Below are 14,449 nucleotides of genomic sequence, written 5' to 3'. Positions count from 1 at the left end.
GGCAGATTTTGGCCGAGCTTGCGCGAGCGCGGTGAACTGATTGTGAACGCAGCATGGCAATTCGATGACGACCGTACTCCGCTCCCCCACTAACCCGTGCGCGCAAAGCGTCAGCCACGGCGTAAACTGGCTCCACTGCTCGAGGAACACGCCATGTCAGCGCTTTTGTCAGTTCGCCATTACCATCAGGACATCCTCTGTCACGAACATGGGCACGCCCAGTTGGTGTTCGGCCTGAGCGGCCACCTGCAGTTCGAGGTTGCGGGCATGGGCACTCGCGTCAGCCGGCAAACCTTGGCCGTGGTGCCGGCTGATGCACGCCACGCCTGCGAAAGCCGCAACGGCAGCGAATGCCTGGTCCTCGACGTTCCAGCCGGTGACTGGCTGGAGCGGCACCTGGGTGACCATGTCGACGCCAGCCACCGCCTCCTGGAGAAGCCGCGAAAAGTCGAGCTTTCGGCTGCGCAAAGCGGCCTGGTCAACTGGCTGGCAGCCAGCGCGGTGGATGATCCGCTGATCGCTCGCCAAGGCGCCATCCTGCTGCTGGCCAGCCTCAATACCCAGGCGCAACTGCGCCCAAGCCCGGGTCTGCCATTGAGCGCGCTGAACGCCTACATCGAACGGCACGCGGCTCACCCCATCCAGGTGGCGGACCTGGCCGGCCTGACCGGGCTTTCGGCAGCACGCTTCCACCACCGTTTTCTCGACGAGACCGGGCTCACGCCCATGGCCTACGTGCGTGACAAACGCCTGCGCCTGGGCCGCCAACTGCTGCACAACAGCCGCCTGAGCGTCGGCGAGATCGCCGCCCGGGTCGGCTATACCTCGCAGAGCGCTTTCACTGCTGCCCTCTCCCGGCAATTCGGTGAAACGCCGAGGGCGCTGCGTGAACGCCACTCTGGCGACGATTAACGCCAGTCCCGCGACAGCGCCTCCCGAGCCAGCACGCTAAAGTGCGATCAAAACAGGAGCGCATCATGCAGATCATCGAGTGGCAGGACTTCGAGCGCGTCGAACTACGCGTCGGCACCGTAATCAGCGCGGCACCCAACGCCAAAGCAACCAAGCCTGCCTATATGCTGCAGGTCGACCTCGGCGAATTGGGCATCCGCACCTCCAGCGCACAGCTGACCGCCCATTACCGCGCCGACGAGCTGGTGGGGCGCCAAGTGCTGTGCGTGTGCAATTTCGCACCCAAGCGTGTTGCCGGAGTGCGTTCCGACGTACTGGTCACGGGTGTTTATGACAGCGACGGCAAGGTGGTGCTGGCCAGCTTCGACAAGCCATTGCCCAACGGCGCACGCCTGGCCTGACGCGCTGGTCGGTTTCAGCTACCAGCCGGGCGATCGTTATGGCCCAGGTCGCGGGCCGGATCGATCTGATCGCGCACCCGCTGCTTGAGCACCTTGGCCTCGGGGAAACCACCGTCAGCCTTGCGCTCCCAGATCTCAACGCCGTTGCACTGAATGCGGAACGTACCGCCGGTGGCCGGCTCCAGGCTGACCCTGGCCAGGTCATCGGCGAAAGTGGAAAGCAGCTCCTGAGCCAGCCAGGCAGCGCGAAGCAGCCATTGGCACTGGGTGCAGTAGGTGATGGTTACTTCCGCTTTATCAGGTGTCATCAATCGTCTCCGCAGCTAATGCGGCCATCTTAGCGCCGAAGAGCATTGTCTTGTGCGCGGAGGATAGCGGCGCGCATGCCGTCATTGCGGTGAGGCCGCAATCGCTTCGCGCCGAGGTCGGCGCTCCTACATGAGTGCTGGATTGCACGCGATCGCGTAGGAGCCGCGACCCGCGGCGAATGGTGGGCGCAATGCCGTAACCGCCGCAAAGCTGCAATCGCTTCGCGCCGAGGTCGGCGCTCCTACAGAGTATTGGGTTGCACGCGATCGCGTAGGAGCCGCGACCCGCGGCGAATGGTGAGCGCAATGCCGTATTCGCGGCAAGGCTGCAATCGCTTCACGCCGGGGCGGCGCTCCTACGTGAGTGTTGGGTTGCACGCGATCCTGTAGGAGCCGCGACCCGCGGCGAATGGTGGGCGCAATGCCGTAACCGCGGCAAAGCTGCAGTCGCTTCGCGCCGGGGCGGCGCTCCTACAGAGTATTCGGTTGCACGCGATCCTGTAGGAGCCGCGACCCGCGGCGAATGGTGAGCGCAATGCCGTATTCGCGGCAAGGCCGCAATCGCTTCGCGCCGAGGTCGGCGCTCCTACATGAGTGCTGGATTGCACGCGATCCTGTAGGAGCCGCGACCCGCGGCGAATGGTGGGCGCAATGCCGTAACCGCCGCAAAGCTGCAATCGCTTCGCGCCGAGGTCGGCGCTCCTACATGAGTGCTGGATTGCACGCGATCGCGTAGGAGCCCCGACCCGCGGCGAATGGTGAGCGCAATGCCGTATTCGCGGCAAGGCTGCAATCGCTTCGCGCCGGGGCGGCGCTCCTACAGAGTATTGGGTTGCACGCGATCCTGTAGGAGCCGCGACCCGCGGCGAATGGTGAGCGCAATGCCGTATTCGCGGCAAGGCTGCAATCGCTTCGCGCCGGGGCGGCGCTCCTACGTGAGTGTTGGGTTGCACGCGATCGCTTAGGAGCCGCGAGCCACGGCGAAGAGTGGGCGCAACATCGTAGTCGCGATAAGGCTGCAATCGGCGCCTCTACGCAATACGCGCGAGCAACTCGCGGGCTTCCTGCTTCTCTTCCTCGTCGCCTTCGTTGATCACCTCGTTGAGGATGTCACAGGCGGCTTCCAGGTCATCCTGTTCGATATAGGCCATCGCCAGGTTGAGCTTGGTGAGGTTCTGGTGATTGGTGACGAAGCGCTCGGCGTCCTCGGACGATTCCGCTGGCAGCTCATCCAGTTCCAGCCATTGCTCCTGCGGCCCTTCCTCCTCGACCAGCATGGTGCCGGCGAACGGGCTGTGAACGTCATGGCCGAAGATATCCTCTGGCGTTTCCTCGGGCACCGTCGGCGTATCCGCTTCGGCACCAGGGCGCTTCTTGCGCGAGGCGTTTTCGAAGGGGTTCACCAGATCCCAGTCGGCATCCAGCGACAGGTCGTCGAGGTTGAGCTGGAAGTCGTCCTCCTGGGGCTTTTGCTGGGGCGCTGGCGCGGGCACCTCGTCCAGATCCAGGGTCAGATCTTCCAGCGGCCCGAGCGACTCGAGCGGCTCAAGCTCATCGGCCGGCTGGGCGAACAGCGCCGGGTAGCCCGTCTTGAGCGCATCGATACGGGCACCGTCGAAGCCAGCCTGACGCAAGCGCATTTCTTCTTCGGCAAAGGCGGCGACATTGCCCTTCTGCGCCAACACCTCAAGCAGACGGAAGCCGATATCCAGGCGTTGCGGATTGGCCTGGGACGCCTGACGCAGCACCGATACCGCCTCGCCCAGACGGCCGTAGGCCAGGTAGATATTGGCAGCGTCCAGCGGATCGGTGGAGCTGGTGTCGGTGCGTGGCGCGATCGGCGCTCGCACCGGCGGCGGTACATCCACCTCCGCGGCGCGCGGTACGACGACTGGCTCGACGGGCTCGGCTACAGATGCCTGTACCACCGGCGGCACGACGACTACCGGCTCGGCGATGGCCTGCGGATCGGGTTTGCGCTTGCGCTTGAACAACACCAGCAGCAGCGCCAGCAACCCCAACAGGGCAGCCATCAGGATGTTCCAAAGGCTCCAGAATCCCTCTGTCTGAGCCGGCTGCGCTGCAGCGGTGGCCGGTGCCGGCGCGGGCTGCGCGGCAGCACTTGGCGCGGCGGCTTGTGGCGCTGGCTCAGCGGGTGCGACCGGCGCGGCTGCCGGGCGCTGGGCCAGTTGTTCGAGCAACTGGGCGATCTGCTGATCACGCGCGTCCATGCGCGTCATCATGTCCTTCAACTGGTTCTGCACGGTCAACAGATCCTGCTGCAGTTGCAGGTTCTCGGCGGTGCGGTTGGCGACCTCCTCCTCGACACGACGAATCTGCGCCAGCACCTCGACCTGCGGTTCGGCAGGCTGCTGGGGAGCGGTGTCGGGGATGATCTGCGCCGGTGCGGCCGGCTGCGCAGGCGCGGCGTCGGCAGGCTGAGCCGGCGCGGCCTCGGCCACGCGTGCGTGATCGGGCAGCAGCAGTGAAGCGCCAGCGCGCAGGCGATGGATATCACCGTTGCTGAACGCATCAGGGTTGAGCGCGTGGATGTCGAGCATCAGGTCCTGCAACGACGACTTGTCGCCATCGACGCGCAGCTTGGAAGCGATGGTCCACAGGCTTTCGCCGCTAGCCACCTGGTAACGCTCACCGCGGCTGGCGATCGGCGTGCGGCGTGGTGGCGCGTAGGACGTGAACTGCTGATCGCCCACCGGCGCGGCCTGGCTGCTGTAAGCGGACGAAGACGGCGGATCGAGCAGCACCGTGTATTCGCGCAGCAACTGCCCACCGGGGCGCTTCAGCTCGACGATGAAGTTCAGGTAGGGCTCGCGCACCGGCTGGTTGGACACCACCCGCACGACACTCTTACCGCCACGCAGCAAGGGGCTGAAACGCAAATCGTTGAGGAAATAAACGCGGTCGACGCCGGCACGGTTGAAGGCATCGGCTGGCGCCAACGCCACCTTGATATCCGAGGTGGTCATGTCGTCGCCCACCGCCAGCAACTGGATTTCAGCGTTCAGTGGCTGGTTGAGTGCCGAATGCAGGGTGATCTCACCCAGCCCCAGCGCAGGCGCCAGCCCCGAATAGAACGCCGAGCTCGATGCCAGGCCGATTAGCAGATGACGAACATGAGTCATAAAAGCTCCCGATAACTCCGCTCGAAAACAGTTGCAGCGGCTCTAACCGGGCCGACGATTCTGCAAGGTGCGGCGTGCATAGCGCTGCCTCGGCAAACGCTCCTTGTCCCACCGAGTAGTGAGTATGGTCATAATTCAAAGACTTGCGAGTTTCTCGGCCCGTTCAACTCATATCGGTCGAGCATCTGGCCATCATACGCAAAAAGCCAGAAATACGGCTAGTTATGTGATGGCCGTCAACCTTGTGACGGCCTCAGGCGCCATGCCGCGAGTATCGTCAACGCGAACAGCGCGCCCATCAGCCAGAAACTCTGCTGGAATGCCGCCACCTCGGCAGGGAAATCACCGCCCTCCTGGCGATGCCGCCACTCCAGGAAAAACGTTAGAAGATTCACACCGAATGCCCCGCCGAGCTGCCGCACGAAGGTGATGGCACCTGCGCCATGGGGCACCTGCTCACGGTCGAGCGCGTCCAAGGCGCCGGTGGTCAGCGCCGGCAGCAGAATGCCGAGGCCGATCCGCCCGACACAGGCCCAGAAGCACAGCACGACGAAAGAGGCCCCAGGTTCCAGCCAGCCAAGACCGATCGACGACACCACCAGCGCGAGCAGGCCCGAGACCAGCAGCACGTCCGTCGACAGGTGATCGCTCAGGCGCCCGCCCATGAACGAGGCAATGCCCATCACGATGCCGGTCGGCAACAGCAGCAGGCCTGCCCAGCCCGCACTGTAGCCCTCGATGGCCTGCACGTGCAGCGGAATGATGTAGGTGGTGCCGTACAGGCCCATACCCAGTGCCAGCGCCACCCAGCTGGCCTTGCGAAAGCCGACGTGCCGCCACAGCGCCAGCGGCAGCAAGGGCTGGCTGCTGAAGCGGCTACGCCACAGAAATCCGGCGATGGCCGCCACTCCGGTCACGCCCGGCGCCCATACGCGTGGCTCGGCCCAGGGGAAACGTTGGGCCTCGGCCAAGGCGCCGAGGGTGGCGAACAACCCGACATTGAGCAGCACGAAGGCCCACAGGTCGAGAAACGGCGTGTCGCGCTGGCGCTCGCTGGGCATCAGGAACAGGCCGGCCAGCATGGCCAGGAAGCACATCGGCAAGGGCAGCCAGAACACCGCGTACCAGCCGAAGATATCGACCAGGTAACCACCGATGGTCGGCCCCAGCGTGGGCGCGATCATCACGCCCAGCCCGTAGGCACCCAGGGCAGCGCCGCGACCGCCGCCGGCGAATACCCTGAAGATCAGTACCATGGCCAGCGGCTGGACGATGCCGGCGCACAAGCCCTGGATGATGCGCAAAGTGATCAATTGCCAGGCCGCGCTGGCGACCAGGGCGAGCAGTGAGGTGACGATGAATACCGCCAGGCCGGCCTGCGCCGTGGCCCTGGCGCCAAAACGCGCCTGGGCCCAGGCTGACAGCAGCAGCCCGGAGGTCATCGAGGCGAGAAAGCCGGTGGACAGCCACTGGGCCACGGGGCGGCCGATGCGAAAGTCGGCCATGATCGCCGGCAGCGCGACGTTGACGCTGGTCGAAGCCAGAATCATCGCCATGCTGCCGAGCATCAGCACGATCAGCAGGTAAGTCGGATAGCGCGGCCCGTAGCGTCTCTGCAGCAGAGACAGGTCCTGCATCAACGCCGCTCCAGGTTACCCAGAATGCGTGCGTGCACCTGCTGGCAACGGCGCAGGTCTTCCTGATCGATGCCGGCGAACAGCTCCTCGCGCAATTGCGTGGAAATCGCCTCGATCTTCTCGATCAGCGGCTTGGCGGGCGGACACAGGGCGATTTTCTTGGCGCGGCGATCTTCCGGTACTGCATGGCGCACCACCAGGCCCTGGGCCTCCAGGCTGTCGAGCAGCCGGGCCAGCGTCGGCCCTTCCACCCCGACGCTCTGCGCCAGTTCACGCTGGGTCGGCAGCTCGGCGAAGCGACCAATATGCAACAGCACCAGCCAGCGGGCCTGGGAAAGACCCAGCCCGGCGAGGCGACGGTCGAGTTCTGCGCGCCAGGCGCGGGACAATTGCGCCACCTGCATGGCGAAACGATGGGGTTCGGATGGGGACATGGAGGCCGCTCTTGGAATTATCAAAAACTAATTATTAGCGAGCTAACCATAGCTTTTGGCAGAGAGCAAGGTTGCCGTCGTAACCAGGCACACCCCTGTCGCCTATTCGATCAGGCCTCGAACTCGGCCTGCAGCGCGGCGCGCACGCAGTGCAGCACGCCCTCTTCCAGGCGACCGGCGAAAAGCGGGCTGACCTCGGCGACCGACGGTAACTCGCCCTCTCCATCGAGGAACGCATCCTGGATTTCACCCAGCAGCTCCTCAGGCAGATCGAGGGCCTGCTGCAGGGAAATCTGCTGCGCGGCGATGGCTTCGGCGAGCATCGCGTAGGCGCTTTTCGGGCTACAGCCCAATTGGGAGGCGATCTGGCTCGGCGTCATGCCGGCGCGGGCCAGGCTGACCAGCTCATGGCGCAGGTCGACTACCGGCGCCGGCGTGTCGGCGCCGGCCAGCACTTCCAGGAAGGCCTCGCCGTAACGCTCGAGCTTGCGCGCACCGACACCGCTGACGCGGGCCATCTCGGCCATGGTGGTCGGCTTGCTGCGCAGCATTTCCAGCAACGTGGCATCGGGGAAGATCACATAAGGCGGCACTGCGTGCTCTTCGGCCAAACGCTTGCGCAGGGCACGCAGCGCTTCCCACTGCTCGCGCTCGTCTCCACGCACCAGCTGCCGTGCGGCGCTGCCGGATGCCTTGGCGCTCTGCTGAGGCTTGAGGTCGCGACGCAGTTGCAGGGTCACTTCACCGCGCAGCAGCGGACGGCAGCTGTCGGAAAGCCGCAAGCCGCCAAAGCCTTCGAGGTCGACATCCGCCAAGCCGCGGGCGACCAATTGGCGGAACAGCGAACGCCATTCGCCTTCGCTGAGCGCGCTGCCCACGCCGAAGACCGACAGGTGTTGATGACCGAGGCCGCGCATCTTTTCGTTGTCGCGGCCCAGCAGGATGTCCACCAGATGGCCAACGCCATAACGCTGGCCACTGCGATAGATCGCCGACAGCGCCTGGCGGGCGGGTTCGGTGGCGTCCCAGGTCTGTACGCCGTCGGTGCAGTTGTCGCAGTGCCCACAAGGCTGCGGCAGTTCTTCATCGAAATAGGCCAGCAGCACCTGGCGGCGACAGCGGGTTTCTTCACACAGCGCCAGCATGGCGTCGAGTTTGTGCTGCTCCACACGTTTGTGGCGCTCGTCGCCTTCGGAATTGGCGAGCATCTGCTTGAGGAAGATCATGTCCTGCAGGCCGTAGGCCATCCAGGCATCGGCCGGCAAACCGTCGCGCCCGGCGCGACCGGTTTCCTGATAGTAGGCTTCCAGGGACTTGGGCAAATCCAGGTGCGCGACGAAGCGCACGTTGGGCTTGTCGATGCCCATGCCAAAGGCGATGGTCGCCACCATGATCAGGCCTTCCTCGTTGAGAAAGCGCTTCTGGTTGAAGGCCCGCAACTCGGCCGGCAGGCCGGCGTGATATGGCAACGCCGGGAAGCCCTGCTCGGTCAGGAAACTCGCCACTTCCTCGACCTTCTTGCGTGACAGGCAATAGACGATGCCGGCATCGCCCTTGCGTGCCGCCAGGAACGCCAGCAACTGCTTGCGTGGCTGCTCCTTGGGCACGATGCGGTAGAAGATGTTGGGGCGGTCGAAGCTTGACAGAAAGCGCTCGGCGTTCTGCAGGTGCAGGCGATTGACGATTTCCTCGCGGGTGCGCATGTCCGCGGTCGCGGTCAGGGCGATGCGCGGCACCTCGGGAAACAGCTCGGCCAGTTGACCCAGTTGCAGGTACTCGGGGCGGAAATCATGGCCCCATTGCGACACGCAGTGGGCTTCGTCGATGGCGAACAGGGCGATCTGCAGCTGCTGCAGGAAATCCAGCATGCGCGGCTGCACCAGGCGCTCCGGTGCGAGATAGAGCATCTTGATCTCGCCGCGACGGATGCGCGCGGCGATGTCGCGCTGCTGTTCGGCCTCGAGCGTCGAGTTCAGCGCCACGGCCGCCACGCCCAGCTCTTCCAGGGTGGCCACCTGATCGTCCATCAACGCGATCAGCGGCGAGACCACCACCGCCAGCCCCTCACGCAGCAGCGCCGGAACCTGGAAACACAGCGACTTGCCGCCGCCGGTGGGCATCAGTACCAACGCATCGCCGCCGCTGGCCACGCGCTCGATGATCGCACCCTGGCGACCCCGGAAGCTGTCATAGCCGAATACGTCTTTGAGGATGCGTTGCGCCTGCTCGAGCATGTAGGGTCTCCGAATCAAGCGACGCATTATACGCACCTGTGCCGCCAGGTGCGTCCTTGAAGCCTTTCTTTACCTGCAACTCTGGCCGCTTGAGCCGGTCTGCACTTGCAAGCTCGTTGAAAAACCCAAGCCAGCCTGTTTAGGGCGCGGCAACGCAGATAGTTTTTCAGCAGCCTGCTAGAATCCAGCCTCGTTTACTTCTTCCTCAAGGTAGCCACTGATGTCCTTCGCCGAGCAACTGTCCCGTCTGCAAGCCTTTCTCGATGCCGATGACCTGCATGAAGAGGCTCTGGACTATGTCGCCGCCCATGGCTACCTGACGGCGCTGTCCATCTGCCCGGAAAAGATCGAGCCGCGCGAGTGGATCGATGCTCTGTTCTCCGAGCCACCGCACTACCGCAGTGACGAGGAGCGTGACGAAATCGAAGCCACCCTGATCCAGCTGCAGGCCCATATCGCCCGTCAGCTGGCCAGCGACGACGAGCCGGAAGTGCCGTGCGACCTGGACCTGGGCGACGAGCCGGACGACTCCGACCTGCGCGGCTGGTGCATCGGCTTCATGGAAGGCGTGTTCCTGCGCGAAAGCGTGTGGTTCGACGACGCCGAAGACGAAGTCAGCGAGCTGCTGCTGCCGATCATGGTCGGTTCGGGCCTGTTCGACGAGCAGCCGGAATTCGCCGAGATCGCCCGTGACCGCGACCTGGTCGACAGCATGGTCGATCAGATCCCCGAGTTGCTGACCGCCCTGTTCCTGCTGTGCAACGCCCCCGACGAGAAGCCGGCGCTGCTCAAGCCCCGCCACCACTAACAGCGCCGCCATCGTCATGGCGCGCGAACCCTTCGAGACCCGCAATCCACTGCTGCGCTACTGCCTGCTGACCATCGGCTGGCTGAGCGTGGCGCTGGGCGTGCTCGGTATCTTCCTGCCACTGCTGCCCACCACGCCCTTCCTGCTGCTGGCTGCGGCGTGCTTCATGCGCAGCTCCAAGCGCTTCTACCTGTGGCTGGTCGAGCACCCACAGCTAGGGCCATGGATTCGCGACTACCTGGCCGGCGAAGGCATCCCGCGCAAGGCCAAGATCTACGCCATCAGCCTGATGTGGCTGAGCATCGGCATTTCCTGCGTTCTGGTGCCGCTGATCTGGGCACGGCTGTTCATGCTCACCAGTGCCGTACTGGTCAGCCTGTACATCCTCAAGCAGAAGACCCTGCCGGATCGCCGCTGAACGGTTCGCTCCGACGCGGCGTCCCTAAGCGGACGTTGGGTTGCTCACGATCGTGATGGGAGCCGCGACCCGCAGCGGATGGCGTGCTCGACGCCGATCTCGCAGCAAGGCCGCAATCTTTTCGCGCCGAGGGCGACGCTCCTACGCGGGCGGTGGGTTGCTCACGATCATGGTAGACGTAGGTTAGATCGGGGCGCGTAGCCGGCGCTTTTTCATCCACCATTGCAATCATAAAGCGGTGGACGGATGAAGCATCCGTCCACCCTACGCCCGCTAAAGATCAATGCCTGGCCTTTTCGAACGCCGCTTCCAGCCCATCGTTGATGGTGCGCAGCACCTTGACCCGGGCGAACTGCTTGTCGTTGGCCTCGACCAGCGTCCAGGGCGCCAGGCGGGTACTGGTGCGGTCGACCATATCGCCAACCGCTTCGCGGTACAGCGGCCACTTCTCGCGGTTGCGCCAATCTTCCTCGGTGATCTTGAAGCGCTTGACCGGATTGTTCTCGCGCTCGCGAAAACGCAGCAACTGAGTCTGCTCGTCGATGGCCAGCCAGAACTTCACCAACACCACGCCGGCGTTGCTCAGTTGCTCCTCGAAATCATTGATCTCGCCATAGGCGCGTAGCCAGTCCTCGGGCGCACAGAAACCCTCGACCCGCTCCACCAGCACGCGGCCATACCAAGAGCGATCGAACACCGTGAACTTGCCCCGCGCCGGAATGTGCCGCCAGAACCGCCACAGATAGGGCTGCGCACGCTCCTCCTCGGTCGGCGCGGCGACCGGCACGATGCGGTACTGGCGCGGGTCCAGCGCCGCCGCCACACGGCGAATCGCCCCGCCTTTGCCGGCCGCATCGTTGCCCTCGAACACCGCAACCAGCGCGTGGCGGCGCATGCGTTTGTCGCGCATCAGCTGCGCCAGGCGCGCCTGCTCCCGCGCCAGCTGTTCGCGGTAGTCGGCCTTGGCAAGGCTCAGGCGCATATCCAGGCTGTCGAGCAGGCTGCGCTGGTCGGTGCGCGTCATCAGCGGTGTGGCATGCGGTAACGGTGCCCGCTCCGGGCTGTCGCGCAGCGCCGCCTGCAGGCCTTCGAGCAGGATGCGCCCGACCGTCAGGCTGCGGTAATTGGCATCGGCACCGGCGACGATGTACCAGGGCGAATAATCACGACTGGTGCGGCGCAGCACGTCTTCGCCGGCGCGCACGAACTTGTCATAGGTCTTCGATTGCTGCCAGTCCAACGGGCTCAGGCGCCAGCTGTGCAACGGGTCGTCCTGCAGCGTTTCGAGCCGCTTGAGCATCTGCTTCTTGGACAGGTGGAACCAGAACTTGAAGATCAGCGTACCTTCGTTGCAGAGCATCTGCTCCAGGCCCAGCGCGCCCTCGATAGCGCCGTTGAGCTGATCCTTCTTGAGGTCGCCGTGCACCCGGCCCTGCAGCATCTGGCTGTACCAGTTGCCGAAGAAAATGCCGATGCGCCCCTTTGGCGGCAGTTGTCGCCAGTAGCGCCAGGCCGCCGGCCGGGCCAGCTCCTCGTCGGTTTGTTGGTCGAAGGTGCTGACCTGAATCAGGCGCGGGTCCATCCACTCGTTGAGCAGCTTGACCGTCTCGCCCTTTCCCGCGCCCTCGATGCCATTGATCAGGATGATCACCGCATGCCGGCCCTGCTCGCGCAGCGCGTACTGGACTTCGAGCAAGGCCTCGCGCAGCACCTGCTCTTCGGCGGCGAACGTGGCCTTGTCGATGACGTGGTCGATCTCGGCGGACTCGAACATAAGCACCTCTTCCTGAACGGTGCATGCAGACTAGGGGCCGATCACCATCCAGCGCAAGTGACGCGCTGCAGCAAGCCGAAGCATCACGACCGCACCCTCGCCCTGCTAGAATCGCCGCCCTGCTCGCTACAGACACCCGACCATGGCCGACCAATACGCACAACTCGACTGGGACGAACAGGGCCTGCCCTCCTCGCGCCAGTACGACGACGTCTACTTTTCCCGGGAAAACGGCCTGGAAGAGACGCGCTACGTGTTTCTGGACAACAACGACCTGCCGCGACGCTTCGCCGCCCTGCAGCCGGGCGCGCAGTTGGTGGTCGGCGAAACGGGCTTTGGCACCGCAATGAATTTCCTCTGCGCCTGGCAGCTGTTCGATGAGCAGGCGCCCGCCGGCGCACGCCTGCATTTCGTCAGCGTCGAGAAACACCCGCTCAGCGAGACGGATCTGCAACGCGCCCTGGTGTTATGGCCGGCCCTGAGGCGCTACAGCCAGCAATTGCTCCAGTCGTATCGCTGCCTGAACCCAGGCTTCCAGCGCCTGGTGTTCGATGACGGCCGCGTGGTGCTGACGCTGATTGTCGGCGATGCACTGGCCATGCTGCCGCAGCTCGATGCACGCGTCGATGCCTGGTTTCTCGACGGCTTCGCACCCTCGAAAAACCCCGAGATGTGGACGCCCGAGCTGTTCGCGCAACTGGCCAGATTGAGCGCGCCAGGCACCACCCTGGGCACCTTCACCGCCACCGGTTACGTGCGCCGGGGCCTGATCGCGGCGGGCTTCGCCATGAAGCGCGTGCCCGGGCTCGGCAAGAAATGGGAAGTGATGTGCGGCGCCTTCACCGGCCAGGCCTCCAATCAGGCCAAGCCCTGGTTTGCGCGTCCCACTCAACATCACCAGGAAAGACGCGCTCTGGTGATAGGCGCTGGCCTGGCCGGCTGCGCCACGGCTGCCAGCCTGGCCACACGCGGCTGGCAGGTCACCGTGCTGGAGCGCCATGGGGCGGCGGCCCAGGAAGCCTCGGGCAACCCCCAGGGCGTCTTGTACCTCAAGCTGTCCGCCCATGGCACGGCGCTGTCGCGACTGATCGTCGATGGCTTTGGCTACACCCGCCGGCTGCTCGAACGTCTGCACAAAGGCCAGGATTGGGACGACTGCGGCGTGCTGCAACTGGCCTTCGACGAGCGCGAAACCCAGCGCCAGGCCAAGCTCGCCGCCGCCTTCCCGACCACACTGCTGCGCTCGCTGGACCGCCAGCAGGCCGAATTGCAGGCCGGCATCGGCCTGGCCAGTGGCGGCTTGTTCTACCCCGATGCCGGCTGGGTGCATCCGCCGGCGCTCTGCGTGCAATTGCTCGACCATCCCGCAATCCGCCTGCAGTGCCACCAGGAAGCCCTGGCGCTCGAGCATGTCGACGGGCAATGGCAGGCACTGAGCGGCCGGGAGATATTGGCCGAAGCGCCAGTGGTGGTGATCTGCAGCGCGGCGGATACCCTGCGCTTCGAGCAAAGTGCGCATTTGCCCCTCAAACGCATCCGCGGGCAGATCAGTCGGTTGCCGGCGTCACCACGCAGCTCCGGGCTGAGCACCGTGGTGTGCGCCGAAGGCTATGTCGCGCCGGTTCGCCAAGGCGAACACACCCTGGGCGCCAGCTTCAACTTCGACAGTGACGACCTCACGCCAAGCAGCGCCGAGCACGCCAGCAATCTGGGGCTGCTGCGGGAAATCTCCAGCGACCTGGCCGAGCGCCTCGACGCCGATAACCTCGATCCGGCCACCTTGCAGGGCCGCGCCGCCTTTCGCTGCACCAGCCCGGATTACCTGCCGATCATCGGGCCGCTGGCCGACGCCGAGCAGTTCGCCACCGCCTACGCCGTGCTGGCCCGCGATGCCCGCCAGGTGCCGCCGATCCCCTGTCCGTGGCAGCAAGGCCTATACATCAACAGCGGCCACGGCTCCCGCGGCCTGATCACCGCCCCGCTGTCCGGCGAACTGATTGCGGCCTGGCTGGAAGGCGAGCCGCTGCCAGTACCCATCGACGTCGCCGAAGGCTGCCACCCCAATCGTTTCATGCTGCGGCAGTTGATTCGCAAGGGTTGAGCTGGCATAAGCTGGCATGTCCTGTTGCCGCGGGTCGCCCCATGATCGCGAGCAAACCACCGTCCGCGTGGGAGCGCCGACCCGGCGCGAAGCGATTGCGGCCTCGCTGCGGAACTGGCGTCGCAAGCACCATTCGCCGCGGGTCGCGGCTTGTATGTTCTAGGCTAGGAACCTGTCGGGGGTGGAGGGACATGCGCGGCTTCTGCAAGCGACAAGCCAGACAGTGGGAGAATTCCCCCACCCCATACTCACCGCAAACGCCGATAAGGAATCCTTCGG

11 protein-coding genes are annotated in these 14,449 nt (G+C 64.9%); 5 read left to right on the top strand and 6 right to left on the bottom strand.

Going from position 1 to position 14,449, the window contains the following annotated elements:
* The first annotated feature begins 153 nt into the window (after positions 1-153).
* Entirely contained in the window at positions 154-912 is a 759-nt protein-coding gene (locus tag BVH06_RS16785; RefSeq protein ID WP_075934840.1) for an AraC family transcriptional regulator, read from the top strand.
* Positions 913-977: 65 nt separating this feature from the next.
* Positions 978-1,313, top strand: a complete 336-nt coding sequence (locus BVH06_RS16780; protein ID WP_075934839.1) for a tRNA-binding protein — start codon at positions 978-980, stop codon at positions 1,311-1,313.
* Positions 1,314-1,327: 14 nt separating this feature from the next.
* Here BVH06_RS16780 and BVH06_RS16775 read toward each other — a convergent pair whose 3' ends face one another.
* The 5 genes from BVH06_RS16775 to recQ all read right to left on the bottom strand — a co-directional run bounded on the left by BVH06_RS16775 (position 1,328) and on the right by recQ (position 9,069).
* Positions 1,328-1,621: a SelT/SelW/SelH family protein gene (locus tag BVH06_RS16775; RefSeq protein ID WP_075930601.1), complete on the bottom strand. Its 294-nt coding sequence runs from the start codon at positions 1,619-1,621 to the stop codon at positions 1,328-1,330.
* A 1,031-nt stretch (positions 1,622-2,652) separates the two neighbouring features.
* Positions 2,653-4,764: a FimV/HubP family polar landmark protein gene (locus tag BVH06_RS16770; protein ID WP_139315670.1), complete on the bottom strand. Its 2,112-nt coding sequence runs from the start codon at positions 4,762-4,764 to the stop codon at positions 2,653-2,655.
* A gap of 236 nt (positions 4,765-5,000) precedes the next feature.
* Entirely contained in the window at positions 5,001-6,401 is a 1,401-nt protein-coding gene (locus tag BVH06_RS16765) for a DHA2 family efflux MFS transporter permease subunit (RefSeq protein ID WP_075934838.1), read from the bottom strand.
* Complete coding sequence (locus BVH06_RS16760) at positions 6,401-6,835, bottom strand: MarR family transcriptional regulator (protein WP_074884872.1); 435 nt, start codon at positions 6,833-6,835, stop codon at positions 6,401-6,403. Before BVH06_RS16760 ends, BVH06_RS16765 begins: the two co-directional genes overlap by 1 nt.
* Positions 6,836-6,945: 110 nt before the next feature.
* Positions 6,946-9,069, bottom strand: a complete 2,124-nt coding sequence (gene recQ, locus BVH06_RS16755) for a DNA helicase RecQ (RefSeq protein WP_075934837.1) — start codon at positions 9,067-9,069, stop codon at positions 6,946-6,948.
* A gap of 220 nt (positions 9,070-9,289) precedes the next feature.
* Here recQ and BVH06_RS16750 point away from each other — a divergent pair, with 220 nt between their 5' ends.
* Together BVH06_RS16750 and BVH06_RS16745 are read left to right on the top strand one after the other, a co-directional pair.
* On the top strand, positions 9,290-9,877 hold the full coding sequence (locus BVH06_RS16750; protein ID WP_013791085.1) for a YecA family protein: 588 nt from the start codon (positions 9,290-9,292) through the stop codon (positions 9,875-9,877).
* Positions 9,878-9,893: 16 nt separating this feature from the next.
* A complete protein-coding gene (locus BVH06_RS16745) occupies positions 9,894-10,295 on the top strand; it encodes a YbaN family protein (protein ID WP_075930604.1) in 402 nt (133 codons plus the stop codon).
* 280 nt (positions 10,296-10,575) lie between these two features.
* Here BVH06_RS16745 and pap read toward each other — a convergent pair whose 3' ends face one another.
* Positions 10,576-12,069: a polyphosphate:AMP phosphotransferase gene (gene pap, locus BVH06_RS16740; protein WP_075934836.1), complete on the bottom strand. Its 1,494-nt coding sequence runs from the start codon at positions 12,067-12,069 to the stop codon at positions 10,576-10,578.
* Between the two features lie 142 nt (positions 12,070-12,211).
* Here pap and mnmC point away from each other — a divergent pair, with 142 nt between their 5' ends.
* Entirely contained in the window at positions 12,212-14,170 is a 1,959-nt protein-coding gene (gene mnmC, locus BVH06_RS16735; protein WP_075934835.1) for a bifunctional tRNA (5-methylaminomethyl-2-thiouridine)(34)-methyltransferase MnmD/FAD-dependent 5-carboxymethylaminomethyl-2-thiouridine(34) oxidoreductase MnmC, read from the top strand.
* Positions 14,171-14,449: the final 279 nt, after the last annotated feature.

The organism is Pseudomonas sp. PA27(2017), assembly GCF_001945445.1.
GTDB lineage: Bacteria > Pseudomonadota > Gammaproteobacteria > Pseudomonadales > Pseudomonadaceae > Aquipseudomonas.
Note: the sequence above shows the minus strand (reverse complement) of the source record. Positions and strands in the feature narration are given on the sequence as shown.